The sequence below is a fragment of the Sorangium sp. So ce362 genome (assembly GCF_051519845.1).
Taxonomy (GTDB): domain Bacteria; phylum Myxococcota_A; class Polyangia; order Polyangiales; family Polyangiaceae; genus Sorangium.
Genome location: NZ_CP150332.1, coordinates 3982707 through 4006265 on the forward strand (window position 1 = coordinate 3982707; position 23559 = coordinate 4006265).

The 23559-nt window shown below is 72.6% G+C and carries 17 protein-coding genes; 9 read left to right on the plus strand and 8 right to left on the minus strand.

Annotation, left to right across the window (positions count from 1 at the left end):
* Positions 1–10: 10 nt before the first annotated feature.
* Positions 11–517 carry a DUF2505 domain-containing protein gene (locus WMF17_RS15565; RefSeq protein ID WP_437602864.1) on the minus strand — a complete coding sequence of 169 codons (507 nt, stop codon included), beginning with the start codon at positions 515–517 and terminating at the stop codon, positions 11–13.
* 350 nt (positions 518–867) lie between these two features.
* Between WMF17_RS15565 and WMF17_RS15570 the strand changes: the two genes are divergently transcribed.
* Entirely contained in the window at positions 868–1338 is a 471-nt protein-coding gene (locus tag WMF17_RS15570) for a response regulator (RefSeq protein ID WP_437650186.1), read from the plus strand.
* A gap of 88 nt (positions 1339–1426) precedes the next feature.
* On the opposite strand, the gene WMF17_RS15575 is transcribed toward WMF17_RS15570, so the two are convergent.
* The 3 genes from WMF17_RS15575 to WMF17_RS15585 form a co-directional block, all read right to left on the minus strand.
* Positions 1427–3580, minus strand: a complete 2154-nt coding sequence (locus WMF17_RS15575; RefSeq protein WP_437650188.1) for a protein kinase domain-containing protein — start codon at positions 3578–3580, stop codon at positions 1427–1429.
* Between the two features lie 90 nt (positions 3581–3670).
* Positions 3671–5059, minus strand: coding sequence for a pyridoxal phosphate-dependent aminotransferase (locus WMF17_RS15580; protein WP_437602867.1), 1389 nt, complete (start codon positions 5057–5059; stop codon positions 3671–3673).
* Positions 5060–5133: 74 nt separating this feature from the next.
* Entirely contained in the window at positions 5134–6954 is a 1821-nt protein-coding gene (locus tag WMF17_RS15585; protein ID WP_437602868.1) for a hypothetical protein, read from the minus strand.
* 505 nt (positions 6955–7459) lie between these two features.
* Between WMF17_RS15585 and WMF17_RS15590 the strand changes: the two genes are divergently transcribed.
* From WMF17_RS15590 to WMF17_RS15600, 3 genes are all read left to right on the plus strand, one after another.
* Positions 7460–7960, plus strand: a complete 501-nt coding sequence (locus tag WMF17_RS15590) for a hypothetical protein (protein ID WP_437602869.1) — start codon at positions 7460–7462, stop codon at positions 7958–7960.
* Between the two features lie 942 nt (positions 7961–8902).
* Complete coding sequence (locus WMF17_RS15595) at positions 8903–9454, plus strand: hypothetical protein (RefSeq protein ID WP_437602870.1); 552 nt, start codon at positions 8903–8905, stop codon at positions 9452–9454.
* Positions 9455–9509: 55 nt separating this feature from the next.
* Positions 9510–10424, plus strand: a complete 915-nt coding sequence (locus WMF17_RS15600) for an isoaspartyl peptidase/L-asparaginase (protein WP_437651347.1) — start codon at positions 9510–9512, stop codon at positions 10422–10424.
* A 158-nt stretch (positions 10425–10582) separates the two neighbouring features.
* Here WMF17_RS15600 and WMF17_RS15605 read toward each other — a convergent pair whose 3' ends face one another.
* Both WMF17_RS15605 and WMF17_RS15610 read right to left on the minus strand, forming a co-directional pair.
* Positions 10583–13777, minus strand: a complete 3195-nt coding sequence (locus WMF17_RS15605) for a kelch repeat-containing protein (RefSeq protein ID WP_437650190.1) — start codon at positions 13775–13777, stop codon at positions 10583–10585.
* Positions 13778–13824: 47 nt separating this feature from the next.
* Positions 13825–15678 carry a PEGA domain-containing protein gene (locus tag WMF17_RS15610; RefSeq protein WP_437650192.1) on the minus strand — a complete coding sequence of 618 codons (1854 nt, stop codon included), beginning with the start codon at positions 15676–15678 and terminating at the stop codon, positions 13825–13827.
* A gap of 209 nt (positions 15679–15887) precedes the next feature.
* Here WMF17_RS15610 and aroA point away from each other — a divergent pair, with 209 nt between their 5' ends.
* A complete protein-coding gene (aroA, locus tag WMF17_RS15615) occupies positions 15888–17189 on the plus strand; it encodes a 3-phosphoshikimate 1-carboxyvinyltransferase (protein ID WP_437602873.1) in 1302 nt (433 codons plus the stop codon).
* Positions 17190–17922: 733 nt separating this feature from the next.
* Positions 17923–18645, plus strand: coding sequence for a hypothetical protein (locus WMF17_RS15620; protein ID WP_437602874.1), 723 nt, complete (start codon positions 17923–17925; stop codon positions 18643–18645).
* Between the two features lie 92 nt (positions 18646–18737).
* On the opposite strand, the gene WMF17_RS15625 is transcribed toward WMF17_RS15620, so the two are convergent.
* Complete coding sequence (locus WMF17_RS15625; RefSeq protein WP_437650193.1) at positions 18738–19679, minus strand: hypothetical protein; 942 nt, start codon at positions 19677–19679, stop codon at positions 18738–18740.
* An 87-nt stretch (positions 19680–19766) separates the two neighbouring features.
* Positions 19767–20009, minus strand: a complete 243-nt coding sequence (locus tag WMF17_RS15630; protein ID WP_437650195.1) for a hypothetical protein — start codon at positions 20007–20009, stop codon at positions 19767–19769.
* A gap of 601 nt (positions 20010–20610) precedes the next feature.
* Here WMF17_RS15630 and WMF17_RS15635 point away from each other — a divergent pair.
* From WMF17_RS15635 to WMF17_RS15645, 3 genes are read left to right on the plus strand one after another with little or no spacing between them, the layout of a single operon-like run.
* Positions 20611–21174: an RNA polymerase sigma factor gene (locus tag WMF17_RS15635; protein WP_437602879.1), complete on the plus strand. Its 564-nt coding sequence runs from the start codon at positions 20611–20613 to the stop codon at positions 21172–21174.
* On the plus strand, positions 21164–22471 hold the full coding sequence (locus tag WMF17_RS15640; RefSeq protein ID WP_437650197.1) for a FecR domain-containing protein: 1308 nt from the start codon (positions 21164–21166) through the stop codon (positions 22469–22471). Before WMF17_RS15635 ends, WMF17_RS15640 begins: the two co-directional genes overlap by 11 nt.
* Positions 22468–23529, plus strand: a complete 1062-nt coding sequence (locus tag WMF17_RS15645) for a hypothetical protein (protein WP_437650199.1) — start codon at positions 22468–22470, stop codon at positions 23527–23529. Before WMF17_RS15640 ends, WMF17_RS15645 begins: the two co-directional genes overlap by 4 nt.
* Positions 23530–23559: the final 30 nt, after the last annotated feature.

The following is a 23559-nucleotide window of genomic DNA, read 5'->3' on the forward strand; positions in this document are numbered from 1 at the left end:
GCCTGGGCGGCTAGACCGCTCGGCCCTGGGCGATCCACTTGTTCATGAAGACGGCGCTTTCCTCCCATCCTTGCCGCAGCTCCTTCTCGGCGCTGCTCTCGAGCAAGCCGCCGATACCGAACACCTTCGCTTCGATGATGAGCTCGGCGATCCGACGCACCTTGTTGTCGCCGATCGCCTCGACGCGCACCACGCCCTCGTTGCGCATCTTGTCGGCCAGGGTGCTGGGCGTCAGCTTGAAGCTCCACACCTTCGTGGCTTTGTTCAGCCTGCCCTCCTCGGTATAGCGGAAGCCCGAGCCGAGCAGCTTCTCCACGGGGCCGGGCAGGTTCATCTTCGGCTTCCCGGCCGACTTCCGGAGGATCTCCGTCTCCGTCTCGACCTGCTCCGTGATGGTGTACTCGGGAAAACCGAGCTCCTTCCGGTAGAGCTCCTCGTTGAAGGTCTTGTCCAGGAACAGCTTCCAAAAGGTGTCGACGTTGCAGTTGATCTCGTTCGTGAGGGTGAACTTGCCCATGGATCGTTCCTTTGCGGTGCGGATGAGGTCTTGCTCCGCGTCTACCGCAGCCCGTCCGTGGCGTCCACGTCTCGCCCGGGGCCACTGAACACAGGATCTGCGATGACGAGGCGTCCGTCTTCGCTGTGCGGACCTCGCGCTCACTGCGTCGAGCGCGAGGTCCGGCCGAGCGTTTTCCTGCGAGCGAAGGCGCGAAGCGGACGCGGGATCACGGTTGGGCCGAGGCGACGTCGGCGACGTCCCGAGATGGAGATCCGCGGCGCGCGGCCTTGTGGACGCTCGCTCCGCGCGATGCGGAGACGGGCGGCGGGCTTCCAGCGCTTCCGTATCCATGCAAACATCGTCATGCTGTGACGTGCATCCTCGTCATCGATGATGACACCGCGATCCGAGGCATGTTTGGACGCGCGCTCCGTACGCTCGGGGACATCGAGGAGGCGAACGGCGGGGCGCCGGCGCTGCGCCGGCTCGCCGCGCGCAAATTCGATCTCGTGGTGCTCGACCTGCACATGCCGCTGGTCGACGGCTTCAGCGTGCTCGACTCGCTCTCGGCCAAGGGGGCGCTGAACCGGGACACGCCCGTCTTCGTCGTGACCGCCGATGAGTCGCAGCAGGCCCGCATCCGCGCGCTGCGGCGGCATGCGATCTTCCTGCTCTCGAAGCCGGTGAACCTCGCAATGCTGGTGTCGCTCGCGGAGTCGTCCCTGAAGAAAGCCGCGTCTCGCGCCACCCCGCTGCCCGAGAAGCCGCAGACCGAGAAGCCGCAGACCGAGAAGCCGCAGACCGAGAAGCCGCAGGCCGAGAAGCCGCAGAAGGACTGAGCGCGCCCGCGGCGGCGAAGCTCGCGGCGATGCACCGGTACGCGGAGGGCTGCGGAGGCCGCCGCCGCACCCGGTCCGACGGCGCTCGCTACCGCGGCGCCAGGTCGAGGGGGGGCGGCGAGGCAGGCCCGGGCGAGCGCCGTGGAGCCTGGCCGGGCGCGGGGGCGCGCGGCGGAGGCGGCGTGGGGCGGGGCGGGTTCGACGGCCATCCAGGCCGCAGCACGGGCGCGCCGGTGACAGGCGGCGCCGGCAAGGGCCCCGGGACGCGCGGCGCGGGGGCGGCGCCGCCGGGCACATACGCCGGCTGTCCGCTCGGGAGAGGTGCGGCTGCGTCGGCGGGGACCGCGGCGTCGGCGTCTGCGTCGGCCGGGGTGGCCGCGTCGGCGGCCAGCTCAGCCGCGGCTGCGTCGGCCGAGGCTGCGGCGTCAGCGATGGCGTCGAGCGCGGCCGTCACGGCCGCGTCCTGCGCCGCGGCTGCGTCCTGCGCCGCGGCTGCGTCCTGCGCCGCGGCTGCGTCCAGCGTCACCCCGGCGTCGGGCGGAGCCAGCGTCGGCCCGGACGCGCTTGGACGCGCGAAGGGCAACACCAGCGAGCCGAACGACAGGCCGCCGGAACGCCGGACCAGCAGGAACGCTGCCGCCGCGGCCAGACCCAGAACGATCAGCGTGATCAGCGCCACGCGGACGAACGACCCCCTCGCCCAGCCCGGGCGCGCGCGCTGCTCGGGCGTCGACGTGACCGCGCTCGTGGGCCCGTTCGCGTGCACCGCTGGACCCGCGTGCGCCGCCCCGACGTGCGCCGCCGGTCGGCCCGCGGGCAGCGGCGGCGGGCCCATCGGCAGGGGCGGCAGCCCTGCCGCGAACTCGAGCGGCGAGCTCGTCGCGTCCGGATGCGACTTGCGGGTCGCGTCCGGGTTCGACTTGCGCATCGGATCCGGGTTCGAGCGGCGCGAGCTGGTCGGCCCCGACATGCGCGAGCTCGCGGGGCCCGACATGCGCGAGCTCGCGGGGCCCGACATGCGCGAGCTGGCCGGCCCCGACATGCGCGAGCTCGCGGGGCCCGCCCCGGCGGAGGGCGGCGCCGCGTCGGCCGGGTCCTCCGGCGCCTCCGGCCCGTCCTGCAGGATCGGCAGCATGGAGATGCGCCGGAGCATCACCTCGGTCGCGTCCTCGGGGCGCGCTGCCTGCGGCCTGTGCGGGTGGGCGCGCTCGGCGAGGATCCGATCGAGCTCGTCGATCGCCTGGTCGATCCGCTCCTTGCGCGCCTCGGCGACCCCGGGGAGCAGCTCGCGGACGAGCTGGCCCACCTGCTTGTCGTTGTAGCTGTCGCGGATGGCGATGCTCACCTGCTCGAGATCGCGGCGCAGCTCCGCGGCCGTCTGGTACCGCTCGTTCGGGTTCTTGGCGAGCGCCCGCATGATGATGCGATCGAGCTCCGGGTGGACCTCGGGCATGATCTCGCGCGGCGGCTGCGGGTTGCGGTTGGCGATCTGCTGCATCGCCTCGAGCGGGCCCTTGCCGCGGAACGGCGTGTGACCCGTCACGAGCAGGTAGAGCAGCACGCCCATGGAGAACAGATCGCTGCGGCGATCGAGCGCGCCGCCCATCACCTGCTCGGGCGAGAAGTACCCCGTCTTGCCCTTGATCGCGCCGACGCGGCTGACCTGCGCGCGCGCCCGCGTCTTCGCGACGCCGAAGTCGACGACCTTCACCATGCCGTCGAAGGTCACCATCACGTTCTCGGGCGTGACGTCGCGGTGGATGAGGTTGAGCAGCTCCCCCGTGTCGTCGCGGACCTCGTGCGCCGCGTGCAGGCCGGCGCACGCGTCGATCATCACGTGGAGCACCCAGCTGAGCGGCAGGAGCGCGCGCTTCGCCTTCTGGTTCGAGAAGATCTTCGCGATCGGGGCGCCGTCGATCCACTCCATCGCGAGGTACGGCCGATCGCGGACCTCGCCGTACGCGAGGATGTGCACCACGTTCGGGTGGAGGATGCGCGACGCGGTGCACGCCTCGTCGAGGAACATCGCGCGCGCGTCGTCGTCCCCGCGCATCGCGTCCGACAGCAGCTTGACGGCGACGATCTGGACGGTGCCGTTGGGCCGCCTGAGCCGCGCGGCCCACACGGCGGCCATGCCGCCCACGGCCGCAGGAAACAGCAGCTCGTAGGGGCCGATGGTATCCCCCGGCTGGAAGTTACCGGGGTCGTCGTCGTTCCAATCACTCCACGGATCTTTGGCCACGCGCTCCCCCACCATGTCGGAAGACGTGCAGCGCGACAAGACCTGGCGCTCGGCCCCGTCTTCCCGCTCCGCTGCGCGGCGCCTCCGGTGTCAGGCCCGGCGACGCTCGCCTACCATGCGCTCGAGCCGCCCGAGCGCCCGGACGAGGACCTCCTCGCTCGGGCCGAACGAAAAGCGGACGTGGTGACGGAACCGTGACGGCCGGCCCGCCCGGCGCTTGCCCGGGTTGACGTCGAAGAATTCGCCCGGCACGACGATGATCCGCTCCCCGAGCGCCGCCCGGAAGAAGCCGTGGCCGTCCGAGAGCCCCGGCGGCAGGTCGGCGACCGAGCCCCAGACGTAGAACGTGCCCTCGGGCGCCACGTCGATGGTAACGCCGATCTTGCGCAGCCCCGCGAGCAAGAGCTCGCGCTTGCGCGAGAACGCGCGGTGGATGGCCGTCGTCTCGGCGCGGGTGTGCTCGATGGTGAGCAACTCTGCCGCGGCGCGCTGCATCGGCTTCGAGCCGCCGCCGTCGAGGAAGCTGCCGGCGCTCGCCACCGCCTCGATGACCTCGCGCGGCCCCAGGGTCCAGGTGACGCGCCAGCCGGGGTAGCGCCAGTTCTTCGTCAGGCCGTCGAAGATCACCACCGGATCGCGGTCGACCTCCTCGACGTAGCGCGCGGCGCTCTCCATCGGGGCGACGTCGCCCATCCCGTAGACGTAGTGCGAGTAGAACTCGTCGAGCAAGAGCGCGCAATCGAGCTCCTTTGCGGTGCGGACCCAGGCGGCGAGCTCCTCGCCCCGCACGTGCTTTCCGGTCGGGTTGCATGGATTCGAGGCGAGGATCGCGCTCAGGCCGCGGCCGAGGATCTCGCGGCGGAGATCGCCGACCGAGAACGAGTAGCCCCGCTCGCCCTCGAGCAGGATCGGGATCGGCGAGAACAGCCGGAAGACGTCGAGCAGCTCCTCATACGCGGTGTAGTCGGGCAGGAAGTGGCCGAGGTTGATCTGCCCGAGCGCCGCCGCGGCGCGGGTGAGGGCGATGCGGCCCCCGCCCGACACGGCGACGTTCTCGGCCGTGTAGCGCGACGGCATGCCACGCCGGTACGCACGGTTGTACAGCGAGGCGATCGCCTCGCGCAGCTCCCACAGGCCGGCCACCGGCGCGTACTCCTGGTCGTCGCCGGCGATCGGCACCGCCGAGCAGCGCTCGGGCGCGCCGGGGAGCGGCCCCGTCTCCGGCTGACCTTGCCCGAGGTTGCACCAGCCGTCCGCCCCCTCGTCGGCGCCCGGATTGAACCCGAGGCGCGCGGCCTCGGTCGTAACGTAGATGACGCCCGTCCGCGGGACCTTCCGGAAGGCGTGGACCGCGCGCTCGTCGCCGCGCTGGGGGGGGCTGTGCTCCCGTTCCGCCGGCGCCCCGGGGTAGCTCGGGCGGGCCTCGTCTCCCTGGAGGTCTCCGGGCTCTTCAGGATGCTCTCGCTCTACGTCCGTCATCGTTCGCTTCCAGGCGTCTCCAGGCGTTCTTGGGGGGGCGGTGTCGCGGGGGGCCAGCGCGGACGCGCGGCGCCTCAGGCCTTCTGGGCCGTCGGCTTCGCCTCCTCGGCGCTCGCCGGCTCGTGGCGCCGCGCCCACGGCATCGGCTTACCCGAGAAGAGGCAGAGCAGGTAATAGCAGAAGGCGAGTGAGACCACGGTGAGCGCCGTGTACTTGTCGTCGTTATAGTGGAACGTGATCCAGATGAACTGGCTGAGCGCCGCCAGGCCGAACAGGGGCACCTCGATCTGCCGTTTCAGCCGGGTGAGCGGCGCGCTCAGGATCATGAACGAATAGTAATAACAGGTGAGCTGCGAGAGCAGAATGACGAAGATCTGGGCCAGGCACTGGGCCACCCACAGCGAGCGGATCCGCCGGCACACGTAGACGAAGCCGGCGAAGCTGGCGGCGATGATCCCGTAGGCGATCCACCGGTATTTCGCGTAGCGCTCGTTGCGCATCCGCTTCCAGACCTCGAACGGATCGACGAGCTTCGTGTCCTTCGTGTACTTCATCCGGCCGGACTCGACGCCGGTCCCGGGCTTGTGGCCGACGAGGACGCGGAGGCCCATGTGGTTCGTCAGCGGCGTCTGGTCGTGCACCTTGAGCGTGTGCTCGTAGAACTGCACGTACGAGTCCTTGCCGGAGACCTTCATGCTCACCGGGATGAGCACGGCGGCCGCGAGGACGCCGCCGATCAGGACCTGCACGTGCGATCGCGCCATCCGCTTGTGGCGGACGAGGTAAATCCCCGCGACGGTCAGCCAGCCGATCACCGGCAGGCCCGGGAAGATGCGCAGGAGGCCGGCGTAGACCATGCTCGCGCCGGCGAGCTTGAAGTAGCGCTTGCGGATGAGGCAGGCCGAGAGGACGAGGTAGAAGAGCCAGTCCTGCCGGAGGAACGCGCCGCCGGTCCAGTAGAACGGCGCCGACGACTGGCAGCCCCAGAAGATCGCCGCGACGGCGAAGACCCGCCATCCGAAGGCCCAGTAGATGGCGGCGAACATGCCGAGCAGATAGAAAATATCGAAGCTGGCGAGGAACTGGAGGTAGCCGGTGCTGGCCGGCTGGAGGTCCCCCCAGAATTTGCCCATGATCGTCCAGACCGGCGGCGGGTTGTAGCCGTGGTCCTTCTGCATGTCCTCCCAGTAGCCCTTGTCGGAGGACGTCCGGAAGAACTGCACGTCGGCCTTGAACTTCTCCCAGCGCTCCGGGGCGAAGTGCGCCTTGCAGATCTCGGGTTTGTCGAGCACCTCGCTCGCCGGCATGAGGAGGTTGTCGCCGCCGAGGTTCCGGATCTTCTTGTCCGGGTGGCGGACCTCCTTCGCCATGTCCAGCTTGATGGACCGCCCGGTGTCCTCGTTCGTGTACGTGACGAGCCCGAGCTCGTCCTGCGCGATCAGCGCGCACTTGTAGAGGCCGTCGTACCCCATCTCGGGGAAGTACTTGGCCCCCATGTAGTAGTGGAACTGATCCCATCGATGGTAATACTTGGGATAGCCGAAGCGGAAGCCGTTGAAGTAGGCGACGATGGCGGCGACCCCGAGGGCCACGCCGACGTACCGCTTCCAGCGCTCCGCGATCGGCCGGCGCATCCCCTCGCGCTGCGTCTCGTAGAAGACGCAGAGCGCGGCGCCCATCGCGATCAGCACCTTCGCCAGGTCCACGGCGCGGGCGTGCTCGTCGATGTACCGGTGCAGGCCATAGAAGAACAGCACGGCGCCCGCGGCGACCGTGCCGTACCGCGCGAGCACGCGAAGGCGAGGGGGGGCGAAGGCGTTGAGCGCGTACGCGGCGCCGAAGTAGGCGCAGAACGCGGCGACGATCTCGATGATTTCTTGCGACGTGAGCTTCATTGCCTGCGGTTCGGGATCGGGATCGAGGTGACGTGGGGGGCGCGCCGGCGGCCTCTGCGCCGGCTGCCGCGACAGCGCGCCCGGCGACGAGCGCTGCTGCCGCCGCCCCGACCCGCCGCTGCGGGCTGGAGCCCGTCGGCCGGGGCGACGCCGTAGGTGCAGAACGCACCCCGTCCCGGACGGGCTCCACGGGGGAGGCGGGGGCCACCTTAGCCGAAATCCAGGGAGTGTGGCGTTCTCGTTGTGGGAACCGTGCCAGGGGAGGGAAGCGCAGGAATCCGACGGGGAAGCACGGGAAGCATGGGAGGCACGGGAGGCACCGGAGGCACGGGAGGCACGGAGGCACGGGAGGCACGGGAGGCGACGGGAGGCGACGGGAAGCCAAGGGAGGCGGCGAGCGCACCCAGGCACCCTGTGTGACCTGGGCGGAGCCTTGGCGGTTCGACGTGCTGCGCAATCGAGCGGGCTTCCTCCGCCGAGCAGAGCTCGTGTATCGTCTCCCTTCGTGTCGAACGACAGTTTCTCTTCCGCTTCTTCGGGGGGCTCCGAGCGAGAGGGGGCTCGCGGTCCCTGCGGTTTCCTCGTCCGGGTCGACGGCGCGCCGCCGCTCTGGTGCCGGGAGGTGCGGGGCTTCCACCGCGCCGCGGTGGCCGCGGCCGATCCCGACGCCATGCCCCCCGCTCAGCTCGTGCTCGTCGGCCTCGACGAAGCGACGCGTGTGTGGCTCGCGTCGTGGGCCGAGGACAGCGAGCGCGTGCGGCGCACGATGACGATCCGCAGGCTGCTCGACGACCGGGAAGCCACGGCGGTCGTGACGCTGGCGTCCTACGGCTACGGGGTCGAGACGGCGCTCGCCGTCGAGTCGGTCGTGGTGCCGGCGGGCGAGGGGCCCGCGGCCATCCTGCGCAGCGGCGTGCATACGAAGGAAGAGATCGACGCGATGCTCGCGGTCCTCGCCACGGCGCTGCCGGAGGCCGAGGAGCCGAGCTGGTTCATGCACGTGTAGCCGGCGCGCGCTGGCGCCACGCGCGCCGCGGCGCCTCCGCGAGCTCGCCGCGCCCCGGCCGCCGCTGCCGTCCGCGCTGCTGTTCCGCTCCGCCGGACACATTCCGTCGGATGTGCTCCCGTGTCCGGACGCGCTCCGTCCGCTGCTCGCCCGCGCTCTGCGCGCAGCCCCTCTGAACCGCGCTGTGCGGCCGTGCGCTGTGCGACCGACGGGCGCTGCGCCCTGTCCGGCCTGGTCGCTCCGAGCGGCTCTGGGCGCTGCGCCGGCGCGCGAGGTGAGGAATGAATGGAAGCGAGTTGCTTTCGATGTTTCAGTGCGTGAGCCCCTTGCTCGCCTGAACAGCGGTGATAGGCTGGTCCTCGGCCTCGGACGGAGCATCAGCTCCAGGATGGTCCTGCCGTGGAGCACCACGGTGCCGGGGTCGATACCAGATCGGCGGGCTCTCCGCTGATCCGCAATCGAACACCCTTGCCATGCCGGACGATCTCTTTCGATCCGGCGCGGGGTGCCGGCACGCCGGAGGAGGGATGGACACCATGCACAGTACCAGTGGCTCTTCTATACCGGAGGCTGGGAACAGCTGACCCTCGTGGAGCGTGACGCAGGGTCATCGGGGCCTTGCGAGACGCCTCCGCGCTCGGCCAGGTCCGGTGCCTAACAACCTGTTGATTGCCATCGCGACCTCCGCGAGACCGGCAGAGAGGGAATCGAGGGAGACTCAGGTCTTCCGGAAACGATTCTCACCGGTTCTACGGGGTCGATCGCTCGTCGCGATGGGGCAGGGGAGGCGCCGCACAGGCGGGATCATGCGGGGTCCAGAAGGCCTCCGGTAGAGGCCCACGGGACGGGTCGGGTGCAAGCGAAGCACCCGACCCGTTTTTTATTTCCATTGCCTGGGGCGCTTTTTTGTCCCTCGCCGGGCCGGTCTGGTAGGCGGGCTCGATGCGGATGCTGCTGCTCGCGTTGCTGTCGGCTGTGCTCCCGGCGTGCGTCGACGCCTTCGGGGACGAGACCGCGGCGCAGGGGACCGCGCTCGGCACCTTCCACGTGGTCGGGACGCAGACGGCGAACACGTGCGGTGAGGGGGCGCTCGGGGCGACGCGCCTGTGGGAGTTCGATGTCGAGCTCGCGCGCGGCGAGGGCGCGCTGTTCTGGGACAACGGCGCCAGCGTCATCGAGGGCGTCCTCGCCGAGGACAACGTGAGCTTCTCGATCGAGGGGCGCGTGATCGCGGACATGCGCACCGGCGACGCGCCGCCAGGGCCGCCGTGCTCCGTCGAGCGGCGCGACCGGGCGAGCGGGGAGCTTGGCGACGCTGGCGACGACGTCGCGCGGTTCAAGGCGCGGATGTCCTACGCGTTCACGCCCACGGCGGGATCGCACTGCGAGAACCTCGTGGCCGGCGAGCTCAGCTTCGCGCCGGTGTTCGCGGCGCTGCCGTGCGGGATGGACTACGACCTCACGGCCAAGAGGGGCGCGTCTCCGGCCGAGTAGCGCCGGGTGGGCGTGGACCTCCGGGCGCGCGCCGCGGTAGGGTGCCGCGAGCGTGATGCACGTCATCCATCATCTGGGCGGGCGCGGAGGGGAGCGATCCATCCTGGTGCACGGCGGCGCGGGGAACGTCGCCCCCAAGCGGCGGCCGCTGCACGCGGCGGGGTGTCTCTGCGCGGCGCGCGAGGGGGCGCGCGTGCTCGCCGAGGGCGGGAGCGCGCTCGACGCCGTCGAGCGCGCGGTGCGCGTCCTCGAGGACGATCCGCTCTTCAACGCGGGCACGGGGGCGGTCCTCAACGAGGAGGGCCACGTCGAGCTCGACGCGTCGATCATGGAGGGCCGCGGGCTGCGGGCCGGCGCGGTCTGCGCGCTCTCGGATTTCGCCGAGCCGATCGCGATCGCGCGCGCGGCGCTGGAGGACGGCAGGCATGTGCTCTACGCCGCCCAGGGCGCCGCGAGGTTCGCGCGACGGATGGGGTTCTCGCCCGTGGGCGAGGCGGCGCTCATCACCGAGGCCGCGCGGGAGGCGCTCGCCGCGGTCCAGCAGGGCGCGGGCCGCGCGACCTCCTGGGCGGGCAGCACGGTCGGCGCTGTCGCGCGGGACGCGAGCGGGCTCACCGCCGCGGCCACGAGCACGGGCGGCACGGTGAACAAGCGGGTCGGGCGGGTGGGGGACTCGCCGCTCATCGGGGCCGGGACGTACGCCGACGACGAGGCCGGGGCCGTGTCGACGACCGGCTACGGAGAGGGGATGATCCGGCTCGCGTCGGCGCACTCCGCCGTGGAGCGGATGCGCGCCGGCTGCAGCGCCGCCGACGCCGCACGGGGGATCATCGCGCACCTGGCAGAGCGGCTCGACGTGACCGGGGGCGTCATCGCCATCGACCGGTGCGGGCGGTTCGGGCTGGCGCGGTCGACAGAGACGATGTCGTGGGCGGCGGCCGGGGACTGGGGTGAAGAGAGCGGTGTGTAAAATGTCTTTGCAAAGTGCATTCCGCCTTTGCAAAGTGCATTCCGCCCTGTTGATTCGATGATCATCGCGTGGCACCGTGGACGCGCTCGAAGCTCGCCGCAGCGTGGAGCCATCTCTTCGGTAGCGAGCGCGCGGGGGCGCCCGGCGCGGTCACGCCGTCATCTGCGGCGCCGGCGCAGCGCCGCCGAGACGGCGGCGAGCGTCAGCAGGCCGAGCTCCGCGGGCACGCGCGTCCCCGGCCCCGCGGCCGTCGCGATGGCGAGGTGGCAGCCGCCCTTGTCGAGGAACCCGCCGCTCTGCGGCGGCAGGACGCACTCGCCCTCGACATCGCAGACGAAGCCCTCAGCGCAGTGGTGGACCGACTTGCAGGGCCTCGTTTGTTCCCCGGTCTGCGGCGAGCAGGCGAAGGGCAGGTAATCGGGGTGCAGCGACGTGCAAACGCCGTCGGCGGAGGCGCCCCGGAGCGCCGAGCACGCTTCGCAGAGATAGATGTCGCAGACCCGCTCGCAACAGACGCCGTCGGTGCAGTGGCCGCTGCCGCACTCGACGTCCGCCGCGCAGGGGCTGCCGTCCGCCATCGGGTGGAAGATGGTCACGCTGTCGAGCGGTCCTTCATCGCCGCCGCCGGCCACGAGCACCCGGCCATCCTTCAGCCGCGTGGTGCTGTGCCAATACCGGCCCAAGGGCAGGGGCTCGAGACGGAACCACGTCCCGGAGGACGGGTCGAACGCCTCGACGGTGTGGGGCTGCAGGGTAGAAGCCTGGATATTGGCGCCGCCCACGACGAGCACCCGCCCGTCCGGCAGCAGCGTGGCGGTGTGATCGATGCGGGCGGTGTGCATGGACCCGAGCGGCAGCCACCTGCCGGAGTCCGGGATGAACACCTCGGCGCTGTCGAGCGAGCCCGCCGACTCGAAACCGCCGGCGACGAACACTCGTCCGTCCGGCAGCAGCGTCGCCGTGTGCATCGAACGCGCAGAGATCATGGGCCCGAGGGGCAGCCACCCGCCTGACCCCGGGTCGAACACCTCGGCGCCGTCGAGCGTTCCATCAGGGCCATAGCCGCCGGCGACGAGCACCTGTCCGTTCAGCAGCAGCGTCGCCGTGTGCGACTGTCGCGGAGCGAGCATGGGCCCGAGGGGCAACCACCTGCCTGAAGCTGGGTCGAACAGCTCGGCGCTGTCCAGATAACCGTCCTGATTGCGGCCGCCGGCGACGACCACTTTTCCGTTCTCCAGCAGCGTCGCGGTATGCTTATGCCGGGCGGTGTTCATGGGGACGACGGGCTGCCAGGTACCGGAGATGGGGTCGAACAGCTCGGCGTGTTTCAGCGATCGTATCTCGCTCGATTGGCCATCGAGGTACGCGTAACCGCCGGCGACGAGCACCCGCCCGTCCGGCAGCAACGTTGCCGTGTGCCCGATCCGGACCTGGCCGATGGGGCCGACGACGCGCCATGTGCCGGAGTCCGGGTCGAACACCTCGGTGATGTCGACGAACCCTCCGGGGTGTGCGCCGCCATCGCCGCCGTCTCCGGCGGCGACGAGCACCCGCCCGTCCTGCAGCAGCGTCGCGGTATGCGAGTAGCGCGCGGTCCGCAGTGGGTCGACGGACCGCCACATGCCCGCGTCCGGGTCGAGCAGCTCGGCGTCGTCGATCGTTCCATGCACGGAGCCGCCGGCGACGAGCACCCGCCCGTCCTGCAGCAGCGTCGCCGTGTGCTCGGCCCGGGACATCTGCATGGATTGGAGCGATAGCCACCTGCCGGAGCCCGGGTCGAACACCTCGACGCCATCGAGCGACCCTTCAGGCCCGTCGCCGCCGGTGATGAGGACCCGCCCGTCCGGCAGCAGCGTCGCCGTGTGCGCGGTGCGGGCGGCGGCCATGCGCCTGACGGTGAGCCATGTCCCCGTGCCCGGGTCGAACAGCTCGGCGTCGTTGGGCGCGCCGTCTGGATCGGCGCCGCCGACGACGAGGACCCGCCCGTCCGGCAGCAGCGTCGCCGTGTGCGCGGCGCGGGCGGCGCTCATGGGAGGCAGCGGGGACCATACGCCGGAGACCGGGTCGAACAGCTCGGCGCTGTCGACCAAGCCGTCAGGCCCGTCGCCGCCGGTGATGAGGACCCGCCCGTCCTGCAGCAGCGTCGCCGTGTGCGCGGTGCGGGCGGTGCCCATGGGAGGCAGCGGGGACCATACGCCGAAGACCGGGTCGAACAGCTCGGCGCTGTCGAGCGCTCCTTCAGGGCCGTAGCCGCCGGCGACGAAAATCCGTCCGTCCGACAGCAGCGTGGCCGTGTGATCGGCGCGGGCAGCGTTCATGGGATCTCCGGTGGACCACCCGCTTGCTTGGCCGGAGTCCGGGTCGAACACCTCGATGCTGTCGAGCGCTCCTTCGAGATCCGGGGCGGCGGTATCGCCCTCGGTGCCGCCGGTATCGCCGCCGATGACGAGGACCCGCCCGTCCGGCAGCAGCGTGGCCGTGTGATCGGCGCGGGCGGCGCTCATCGACCCCTGGACCGACCATTCGCCCGAGGCCGGGTCGAACAGCTCAGCGCTGTCGTGCGCGTCCCAGCGATGATAGCCGCCGACGATGAGGACCCGCCCGTCCGGCAGCGGCGTCGCCGTATGCCGGTAGCGGGGGGAGTTCATCGCTCTGACGGGCCTCCACCGCGGATCCACCAGCACGGTCTCGCCCTCGGCCTCCACCCACAGCTCGATCCGCTCCGCCCGCGCGATGAGCCGCGCGCCGACGGGCCTCCCCCCCGCCGCGTAGGCCTCGGGCGCGGTCACGCGGATCTGCGTCGCGCCGCGCGCGTCCGCCACCTCCACGGTCTCGCCGTCCTGGCGCAGCGCGGCCCCGTCGACCTGCCAGGAGGCCACGGGCGCGTCACGCCGCACCGCGCGCGGCTCGAGCAGCAGCCACTCCTCGTAGCCGTCGTCGAGGGCGGTCCAGAACGATGCTCCGCCCGCCCGCGCATAGGTCACCGCGCCCTCCGCGAGCTCGCCGGCGCCGGTGGCGCCGAGCTCCCTGACCAGCGCCTCGGCGCCGTCCGGCAGGGGGAAACGGACGGCGCCGTCGCCGCGCCGCGGGAACCGGGAGCGCAGCCCGCCAGCGCCGGCGCGGGCGGGGGGCACATCGAGCGGCCGCGGGGCCTCGAACCCATCGTCCGCCGGGGCGAAGGCAAAGGGCCCTTGAAGGATGGCGTCGGCCTGCTCGGGGAACTGCCGCCTGAGGAGGCGCGCATCCATCGGATCGGCCACCTCGCTGCAGCCGAGCAGCAAGGCCAGGGTCACCATCCAGACGAACGCCAGCGTCCACCGGGCAGGTCGGCGCCTCGAACCAGCAATGGGCATATCGAATCCCTCTGTCCTTGTCCGCAGGGCTCGCACGAGCGTCTCCGTCAGTGGAACTCGTAACGAGCGCCGATCCCGGGAGCGACCGTGAGGAGCACGGGGCCGGCGAGCCTCTCGACCGGGAACGTGCCACGGCCGTCTCCCCCCGCGAGCACGGCCTGGGCCGCGTCCCACGTGGGCCGCTCCAGGTCGACGAGCACGGGAAAGGCGATGCCCGCGCTCAGCTGGACCACCCGGCCGATCGGCAGGCCGATCCGCACCTCGGGGGTCACGTGGAAGAAGAACGCCGGGTGCTTCTGGACGAAGGGGGCGAGCTCGTACGGCGCCCCGTCGCCCGTCCGGAACGCGCCGTTCGTGCGCTCCTCCAGGAGCGCGCCGGCGGCGGCGCCGGCGCCGAGGCGGAAGTGCAGCGGGACGCGCTCGCCCAGCGGCAGCGCGAAGCTGATCCACCCGCCGAGGAGCGCGCTGCGCAGCGCCAGCCGATCATCGACGGTGCCCCGGTTGGGCGGCAGGCCCATCGGGATCACCTCCGTGGCGCGGCCCTGGAGGCGCTGCGACACCGCGAGGTAGCCGACGCTGACGCCGAGCCCGAGGCCCATGCCGAGCTCGTAACCCGCATGGATCACGGCGGAGCCGCCCGTGCCGAGCGCCGCCTCGCAGCCGCGGATGCAGGTGCCCGCGACCTCGCCGCCGAAGCTGGGAACGAGCACGGCGCCCGTGACCGCCTCGACGACGAACCGCGCCGGGCGCGCGGGCTTGCGCCAGAAGGGCGAGCGCGGGTCGCGTTCCAGCGTCACGCGCGCGACCTCCGTGTGATCGCGCCCGAGGAGTACGCGGTGCGACTCCGGCAGGAACCCAGGCGCGGCGATCTCCACCCGGTGCGCGCCCGCGCGCAGCCGCCCCTCCCAGACGCCGCGGCCCACGGTCACGCCGTCGACGGCCACGGTGGCGTTGACCGGCACCGGCTCGATCCGCAGCGCCGACGCGAGCTCCTCGGCCGAGAGCGTCAGCGGCACGGTCCTGTCGACCTCGACGTCGACCTGCACCGGCGGCGAGCCGAGGCGGCCCTCGCCGCGCAGCGCGACCGTGTGCACGCCGGGCGCGAGCAGCCCCTCCCAGGGCGCCCTCGCCATGACGCTGCCGTCCACCACGACCTCGAGCGGCCGGCCCTCCCTCTCCATGACCCGCAAGCGCCCCATGCGCGCGAGCGGCCGTAGCCGCGCCCTGACGCGCACCAGCCGGTCGCCCGCGATCTCGATGCGCTGCTCGAAGGGCTCGAACCCCTCCTTGAACACGCGCACCCAGTGGCTGCCGGAGGTGAGCCGGAGCGGCCCGGAGAGCGGCGCCTCGCCGCGGTGCCGCCCGTCGACCGCGATGAGCGCGCCCGGCTCGGCGGCGTCGACCTCGAGGATGCCGACCAGCTGGCGCAGCTCGTCGAGCTGGCGCTGCGCCGCCTCCTTCGCCGCGTCGGGCAGCCGGTGGCTGAACTCGCGCAGCAGCTCCTCGAACATCTCCAGCGCCTCGTCGTGGCGCCCGAGCTGCTTCAGGCACACCGCGGCGCCGGAGGTCGCGGCCCAGCTCGAGTAGACCTGCCGCGCGGCGAGGTACTCGGCGAGCGCCCGGGACCACTCGCGCCGCTCGTAGAACGCCCGGGCCTTTCCATAGTGCTCGGCCGCCATCTCCCGCGCCGATGGGGCGGCGGGCTGCGGCGGCTCGGCGGCGAGATGCGCCAGCTCGACCGCGGGCGGCGCTGGCCCAGCGGCGGGCTGCGGCGGCTCGGCGGGCGCGGCGATCGCGGCGTTCGCCACGGCGAGCAGGAGCCCCGTCACGACGACGAGGCGGCGGCAGCGGGCGCTGCGGTGGTGTTCGGGCTGGGCCCGGCGAGGAAGCAAGAGAGGCATCGTGGCAGGGACTCGGTTCGTGTGGCCCCGTCGAGGGAGCGGCGAGGGGTGGTCGTGACGATTGGGGTTCTTCACGCTGCGATGCGCGCCGGAGCAGCGACGTTCAGAGCAGTACAGCGGCGACGCGTGCGCGGCACGTGCCAGGGAACCCCAGGGCCGTGCTGCCGCACGTAGCCAGCGCTGCCACGAAGATCTAGTCTGCCGGCCCCATGATCCCTGCCGGTCCCTTGCCCATCGTCCCGCTCTCCTCGCCGCCTGAGCTGATCTGGCGTGTCCCCGGCTCGAAGAGCATCACGAACCGCGCGCTCGTGCTGGCGGCGCTGGCCGACGGCGAGAGCACGCTGGAGGGGGTGCTCCACAGCGACGACACGCGGCACATGCGGTCCGCCCTGGAAGCGATGGGGATCGGGATCCAGGACGCCGGGCCCGAGACGCTCGTGGTGCAGGGGGGGCGGCGCCGGCTGCGCGCGCCGGAGCGCGAGCTGTTCATCGGGAACAGCGGCACCACGGTGCGCTTCCTGGCGGCGCTCGCGTGCCTGGTGCCCGGCGAGGTGGTGCTGGTCGGCGACGAGCACATGGCCAAGCGCCCGATCGCCGATCTCGTCGACGGGCTGAGGCAGCTCGGGGTGGACGTGGCGTGCGCGACCGGATGCCCGCCGCTCCGGATCCGGGGCGGCCGGCTGAAGGGCGGCACCCTGACGATGCGCGGGGACCGCTCCAGCCAGTACTTCTCGGCGGTGATGATGGCCGGCCCCCTCGCCGAATCCGCCATCGATCTGCGCATCGCCGGCGAGCTGGTGAGCCGCCCGTACGTCGAGATCACGCGCCGCATGGTCGCGGATTTCGGCGGTCGAATCGACGAGGTCACGGGCGGGTTCACCGTCCATCCCGAAGGAGGGTACCGCCCGCGGAGATACCCGATCGAGCCCGACGCGTCGTCCGCGAGCTACCCGTTCGCGCTCGCCGCGGCCGCGGGCGGCGCTATCACCGTGCCCGGCCTCGGGGAGGGGGCGCTGCAAGGGGACTACCGGTTCGTCGAGCTCCTGGAGCAGGCCGGCGCGCGCGTGAGCCAGCAGGGGGATGCCACCACGGTGCGCAGCGACGGGCGCCTGCGCGGCATCGACGTCGACATGCACCACATCTCGGACACGGTGATGACGCTGGCGGCGATCGCGCCGCTCTTCGAGGGGCCGACGACGATCCGGAACGTGGCGAACATCCGGATCAAGGAGACGGACCGCCTCGCCGCCACGGTCGCGGAGCTCCGCCGCCTGGGGCAGGAGGTGACCCACGGCGACGACTGGCTCCGCATCGAGCCGCGCCCGCTGACGCCCGCGCTTGTGCACAGCTACAGCGACCACCGCATGGCGATGAGCTTCGCGATCCTGGGGCTGTGCCGGCCGGGGATCACGATCGAGAACCCGGCCTGCGTCGCGAAGACGTACCCGACGTTCTGGGAGGACGTCGAGCGGTGCCGCGGCGCGAGCGGCGGCGCGGCGCCGCAGGGGTAACCGCGGGCGGCAGCGCACCGGCCGCTCCCGCCGGTGCCGCGGTCCCCGACCGCCGTGCCCGCCGGTGCCGCGGTCCCCGACCGCCGTGCCCGCCGGTGCCGCGGCTCCCGACCTCACCCTACTGGCACTCGTTCATGTGACAGCGGCCGCTGCAGCACTGGACGTCGAGCGTGCCCAATGGAGTCACCTGATGACCAGTGATCTCCCCATCTTCATGTGAAACCTCTCTGGGCAGATCACAGCACCACCCGACCGAGGGAGGGTGGGTCGCCCAGGAGATGGTCGCTTACTCGGCGGAGCGAGGGTCGACCCTGGGCAAATCGAGGGTCGGCTATGGGCGAATGGAGGGTCGGCTATGGGCGAATGGAGGGTCGGCTATGGGCGAATGGAGGGTCGACCCTGGGCGAGCGGAGGGTCGACCCTGGGCGAGCGGAGGGTCGACCCTCCTGCTTGGGTGGGTGCGTGGCGGAGCCTCGGGTGGGGCAGGATCGAGTCCCTGGCTGGGACGTGCCGAGATCTCGGCGGACGGGTGACCCTGCCCTGCCCGCACATCCTTGCGCAATCATGCAACGGTTTGCCGCAACCCGTTGCGCCTCCACGATCGCCCGCGCCTTCGATCGGCCTTGTCGCCAGGCGTGCGCCGGCTGGCATCGTCCTTGACAATCCGCTGCGGAGACCTGCGCGCCGCGCGAGCCATGACGGCGCGGCGGCGCGCGCCCCGCAAGAGGAGATCATGACATCGCGCAAGAAGACGACGACCACGCCGAGCCCCGTGACGCCCGCCAGCGCCGAGCCCGCGCCCGGCGGCGGGCACGCGGAGGCCGACTTCGACGACACCATCGCGAAGAACCGCGCGCTTCCCATCCTCGATCCGGCGAGCGTGCCAAGGCCGCCGGCCGGCTTCCGGCCGACGGACCCGGCTACGCGCAACCGCCGCCTGCGCAAGGTGCCGTCCGAGCTGCGCGCCGAGGCGCTCGACGCGCTGCAGGAGGCCGCCGGCCTGGATCTCATGGCGGATCTGGGCAAATACGCGCCCGATCCGCAACGGGCGCCCGCGCTGGCCGAGCGGCTCGAGCGGGTGGGGCGGCTGCTGGCCGCGGTCCAGGGGCTCGCGCTGTATGCCCGCGAGATGGAGCAGATCGCGCTGAGCGACGCGCTGGTGTTCCTGGAGGCGGAGAACAAGCAGCTCACCAACGCGCTGGATCACGCGCCCGAGCTGGCCGAGCGCTACACGGCGCTGCGCACGCTCTTCGAGACGCGGGCGGCGTCCATCGTGGCGGGGCGAGCGCGGGCCGCGAAGGGAGCGGCCGCCGCCGCGCAGCCGGCGGGGGCACGGCCGGCGGGGGCGCAGCCGGCGGGGGCGCAGCCGGCGGGGGCGCAGCCGGCGGGGGCGCAGCCGGCGGGGGCGCAGCCGGCGGGGGCGCGGCCGCTTCAGGAACCGCCGCAGGTAGCGTGATGTGACGCAAAGAGGGCCCCCGACACGGGGCCCTCGTCCTCACCCGGCTCGACCGAGGAAGCCCAGCGTGCGCGCCCCCTGCGGCTCGACCGTCACGCTCCGGCGCCGGCCTCCGCCGGCGGCGCCGGCTCCTTGTGAAACATCCCGGCGAGGATCCGCTCGGCCGCGTCGGCCAGGATGTCGCGCGTGAGCCGGGTCTCCTCGCCGAAGAAGCGCGTGGCCACGCCGGCGTCGAGCGCGTGCGTGGCGAGGAGCGCGAACGCCTCCGCCTCGTCGAATGTCGCCTCGGCGGTCAGCACGCGCTTCCCCGGCCGGAGGCCCTCCTGGTCGAAGCGACCTCGCCAGGTCTCTCCCAGGGTGACCGAGAAGTACTGCGCGGCCACGTTCCCCGGGCGGGCCATGTGCGAGACCGCGACCACGGCCCGGAGCCGCTCGCGCTCCTCGGGGGTCATCTCCCGCTTCCAGGCCTCGACCGTGGCGTGCATCGTCTCGATCTGGTCGCGCGCCGCGTCCTCGGCGTTGAGGAGGACGTCCGGGGTCTGCGCGCGGGTGAAGGCGGACAGCGTCTCGGGCGCGACGCTGCCGGCCGCGCTCGCCTCGTCGAGGAGCGCGAGCGACGCGTCCAGGATCCGGCGCTGGCGGGCGAGCTGCTCCGGGGTGAAGCCGCGGCCGTCGAGGTCGGCCGCGGCCGCGGCGATGCGCTGCCGGAGCTCGGCCAGCCGGCCCTGCGCGTCGCCGTCGAGCGCGCCTCGCCGGCCCGAGAGGAGCGTGTGGACGGCGAGCGGGGCGTGGGCGACCACCTTGAGCTCATGGTAGCGCCGGGTGCGCGCGGGGCCCTCGATCCGCCGGCCGCCGCGCCGCAGGATGAGGCTGTCGTCGATCTGGGCGATGATCGGCTCGATGCTGGCGAGGACGGCCTCCCGGCGCGCGGCGTAGGCGTCGAGGAAGGCCTGGTTGAGGGCGCCGAGCGGGTCGGTGGGGGCCAGCGCCGCGCTCACCTCCCGCGGCGCCCCGGAGGACGCGCGCTCGACCATTGCGCGAGCTCCATAGCACGCGCCCGGGCCCGATCTCAGGGGCGCGGCCGCGCGTTCTCGTCGAGCGCGTCCAGCCAGTCGAGCGCCTCATCCATGACCCGCTCGGCGTCCGCATCTCTCCGTGGCGCGCTCCGGGCATCTCCCGAAGTAGCCGATGACGACGAGGTCCTCCGCCTCGCCCCCGCTCGCCGCCAGCGCGCTCCGGATGCGCCGGTCCTGCGCCTCGGGGTCGGGCGAGTACTTGCTGAACACGCCGTCGCCTCCGCAGGGCACGTCGCCCTGGAGCCCGAGCACCCCGCCGTGCTCGCGCGCCGCCCCCTGGCACTTCACGACGGGAAATTTCCGTTCCTGCGCTATTTGCTCTCGTTGTGAGCCGGTTCGAGGGCGCGCCGCTACTGCCTGACAGACGTGCGCTTGGCTGGCTGGGTCGAAGCACCCACCGAGGTCCTTGCGACCTCCGCGGACATCCGGGGGGGGTCGCCGTGCCGGGCATCCGGGCAACGCAGCTCGGGAGCGTCCGATGCAATGTCGACTCCACTCAAGGTCATCTAGGGGGCCGTTGCCGCAGTCCGGGTGTACAGGGACCTCGCTGCCGGCTGCCTCGCGCGGCTCGCGAGCTCTACCGCGCGAGCCGCGCGCTGGAGGGGTTGAGGCGGTGCTCGCACCGCCGTCGCAGAGCAGATATCTCCGGAACTCGCCGGCCTGGGCGCCCTGGTGCCCCACCGCGCCGATAGCCGCTCTCACCCTGGTTGCCGGAGCGACCTCCCCGGCCGTGCGCGCTGACCGCCTTGCGCCGGGAACCTCGGCTCGGTACTGTGCTCGCTCATCACGACCGATCTGCGAAGTCACGAGCCCTCGGAGCGATGACGTTGTGCGTAGAGCCAGCCTTGCCATCGCTCCGTCAGCGCGTGGCGGTACTGACGAAAGTGACGTGGTGCGCGCGCTCATGGCAGGAGAGCCGTGGGCGGCAGCCGCGGTGTGGAACGCGCATGCGCCCAAGGTGTTCCGGATCGTCGCGCGCGTGCTCGGGCCCGGCGCCGACGCAGAGGACGTCACCCAGGAGGTCTTCGTTCGCGTGTTCTCCAGAGTATCGGGGCTGAGAGACCCCGATGCGCTGGGGAGCTTCGTGTTCTCGGTGACCGTTCGACTCCTGAAGTGGGAGCTCCGCCGCAGGCGCGTGAGGCGCATCCTTCAGCTCGCGGACACGGCCGAGCTCCCGGAGCAGGCGGTCGAGCCGGCGGACAGCGAGGCGCGCGAGGCGCTGGGCCGCCTCTATGCGATCCTCGACACGCTGAGCGCAGACGACCGGACCGCGTTCGTGCTCCGCCACATGGAGGGGATGAGCCTGCCGGAGATCGCGGAGGCAACCGGGATATCGCTGGCCACCGTGAAGCGCAGGCTCAGCCGGGCAACGGAGCGCGTGTCGTCCCAGGTCGAGAAGGACATGTCCCTCGCCGCTTACTGCATGAGAGGGGAGGTGCGGGATGACGCTTGACGACGAGAAGGACCTGGCGCTCAGCCCGAAGGCCGCGCGCGCGGTCGAGCTCGCTCGCCTGTCGCTCGGCATGATGTCTCCCCAGCAGCGTGTCCAGGGGCTGCTCCGCCTGACGGAGCGGACGGCGAGGCGCCCGGGCTTCCGGCTGTCGCCCCTCCGGGTCGGAGCGCTCGCGCTCGCCGTGGCCGCCGCGGTTCTGCTCGGCGTCAACGGGTGGCAGCGAGGAACGCGCTCCGATCGGCCCTCCTACGAGCTCTCCTACGAGGTGGAGGGCGGCGCCGTGCAGCAGGACGGCTCCGTCCAGGCGGACACATCGAGCCGTCCGAAGGTCCGGTTCTCCGACGGCACCGAGGTTCAACTCGCCGAGATGGCGCGCGCGCACATCGTGTCGGTGAACGAGCAGGGCGCCAGGGTCGCCCTCGACCGGGGAGAGGTCCACGCGCGCGTGGTCCATCGGTCGGAGGCGCAGTGGCTGTTCGATGCGGGGCCGTTCCTCGTGACCGTGACCGGGACAGCCTTCGCGCTCTCCTGGGCGCCGGAGGACGAGCGCCTCGATCTGCGGCTCGAGAGTGGCGCCGTCGTCGTCAGCGGGCCGCTGTCCGGCGAGCCGATCGCGGTGCGCGCCGGGCAATGGCTGACCCTGCGGCAGCGCACGGGAGAGGTGCTCCTGCGCGATCTCGATCTTCAGCAGGGCGCCGCGGCGTCGCCGGCGCCCGCCCCGTCGTCGTCCGACCACGCCGAGGAGCCCAGCGCTGCGCCGGTTCCGGACCCGCCCGGGGCGCCCGCGGCGGCGCCCGCGGCGGCGCCCGCGGCGGCGCCCGCGGCCGAGCCGAGGCGCGACTGGGCCGGGAAGCTCGCGGCCGGGAAGCTCGACGTCATCGTCGACGAGGCGCAGCGCCGCGGGCTCGACGCCTCGTTCGCGGAGAGCAGCAACGAGGAGCTCTCGGCCCTCGCGGACGCGGCGCGTTACACGCGGCGGAACGACATCGCGCGGCGGGCGCTCCTCGCCCAGCGCCGGCGCTTTCCGGCGACGCAACGGGGCAAGGAGGCGGCGTTCTTGCTCGGCCGCCTCGCGGAGACCCAGGAGGGAGGCGCCGCGGCGCTCGCCTGGTTCGAGACCTATCTCAAGGAGGCTCCGCAGGGGGCTTACGCCTCCGAAGCGCTCGGGCGCAAGATGGTGATCGTGCAGCGGCTCCATGGCGACGCGCAGGCCGAGACCGTCGCGCGGGCGTACCTGCGCCGGTTCCCGGGCGGAACCTACACGCAGGCAGCGCGGGCCCTCGCTCGGACGCCGTGAGGTTCGCGCGGGCGCAGGCGCTGGCCGGGGCCCTCACGCTCCTCCTCCTCTGCGCGGCGAGCCCCGCGGCGTCGGGGGAGCCTGCGCGTGTGGTCCTCGTGCGGCCCGGCGCCGCCGAGCCGTCGATCTCCGAGGCGCTGATCCGCATCCGCGGGGAGCTCGTCGCCGATGGATTCGACGTGGAGCTCCTCGACGCGCAGTCGGCCTCCGCCCCCCGGCCGACGATGGACGACGCCGGGCAGCAGGCCGGCTCCGCGGCCCTTATCGGGCTGTTCCTGGCGCCGGATGGTCAGGCCGCCGAGCTCTGGGTTGTCGACCCGCGGACGAACGAGACGCTCGTGCGGCAGATCGACACGCGCGGCGAGGCGCGGGAGCATATCGTCGAGGTGCTCGCGGTGCGCGCCGTCGAGCTGCTCCGCGCGAGCCTGCTCGAGCTCCTGATGTCCTCGCGGCGCTCCGCGGCACCCGCTGCCGCGCCGCCCCCGAGCGAGGTGAGCCGGCAGGTGGCTCGACGGGCAGAGCGGCCGCTCGACCCGCCGCCCCGATCGATGTGGGGCGTCGAGCTGGGGGGCGGGCTCCTCGCGAGCCCGGGCGGCATCGGCCCGGCGCTGCTCCTCATCGCGCGTCTGCGTGTCGCGCCGCCCGGTCCGATCGAGGGGCGCCTCTCGCTCGCCGGGCTCGGGACGGCGCCGCGCGTCGCTGCGCCGCAGGGCAGCGCGACCGTGCAGCAGCGGTTCGGGCTCGTCGAGCTCGCGGCGCTCCCCTGGCCCGAGTTGCGCTTACGCCCGAGGTTCTCGGTGGGCCTCGGGGCGCTCCACGTCGCCGTCGACGGCGAGGCATCGTGGCCGTACCGGGGGGTCCACAGCGCGCAGTGGGCGTTCGCCGCGGACGCCGGCGCCGGCGTCGAGCTCGGGATCGTGAAGCGGCTCGACGTCGTCGTCGAGGCGCACGCGCTCGTCGCGCACCCCTATCCGGTGGTCCGCTTCGTCGAGACCGAGGCGGCGCGCGGCGCGCGCCCGGCGCTGCTCGGCAGCCTCAGCCTCGTGGGGTGGCTGTGATCGGAGGACGAGCGGTGTCGCGCCGCGCGC

What these genes read in the sequence shown, in the direction of transcription:
- WMF17_RS15565 (WP_437602864.1), bottom strand. Translation starts at nt 517, where the DNA reads ATGGGCAAGTTCACCCTCACGAACGAGATCAACTGCAACGTCGACACC.
- WMF17_RS15580 (WP_437602867.1), bottom strand. Translation starts at nt 5,059, where the DNA reads ATGACGGACGTAGAGCGAGAGCATCCTGAAGAGCCCGGAGACCTCCAG.
- WMF17_RS15585 (WP_437602868.1), bottom strand. Translation starts at nt 6,954, where the DNA reads ATGAAGCTCACGTCGCAAGAAATCATCGAGATCGTCGCCGCGTTCTGC.
- WMF17_RS15595 (WP_437602870.1), top strand. Translation starts at nt 8,903, where the DNA reads ATGCGGATGCTGCTGCTCGCGTTGCTGTCGGCTGTGCTCCCGGCGTGC.
- WMF17_RS15600 (WP_437651347.1), top strand. Translation starts at nt 9,510, where the DNA reads ATGCACGTCATCCATCATCTGGGCGGGCGCGGAGGGGAGCGATCCATC.
- WMF17_RS15605 (WP_437650190.1), bottom strand. Translation starts at nt 13,777, where the DNA reads ATGCCCATTGCTGGTTCGAGGCGCCGACCTGCCCGGTGGACGCTGGCG.
- WMF17_RS15610 (WP_437650192.1), bottom strand. Translation starts at nt 15,678, where the DNA reads ATGCCTCTCTTGCTTCCTCGCCGGGCCCAGCCCGAACACCACCGCAGC.
- aroA (WP_437602873.1), top strand. Translation starts at nt 15,888, where the DNA reads ATGATCCCTGCCGGTCCCTTGCCCATCGTCCCGCTCTCCTCGCCGCCT.
- WMF17_RS15620 (WP_437602874.1), top strand. Translation starts at nt 17,923, where the DNA reads ATGACATCGCGCAAGAAGACGACGACCACGCCGAGCCCCGTGACGCCC.
- WMF17_RS15625 (WP_437650193.1), bottom strand. Translation starts at nt 19,679, where the DNA reads ATGGTCGAGCGCGCGTCCTCCGGGGCGCCGCGGGAGGTGAGCGCGGCG.
- WMF17_RS15640 (WP_437650197.1), top strand. Translation starts at nt 21,164, where the DNA reads ATGACGCTTGACGACGAGAAGGACCTGGCGCTCAGCCCGAAGGCCGCG.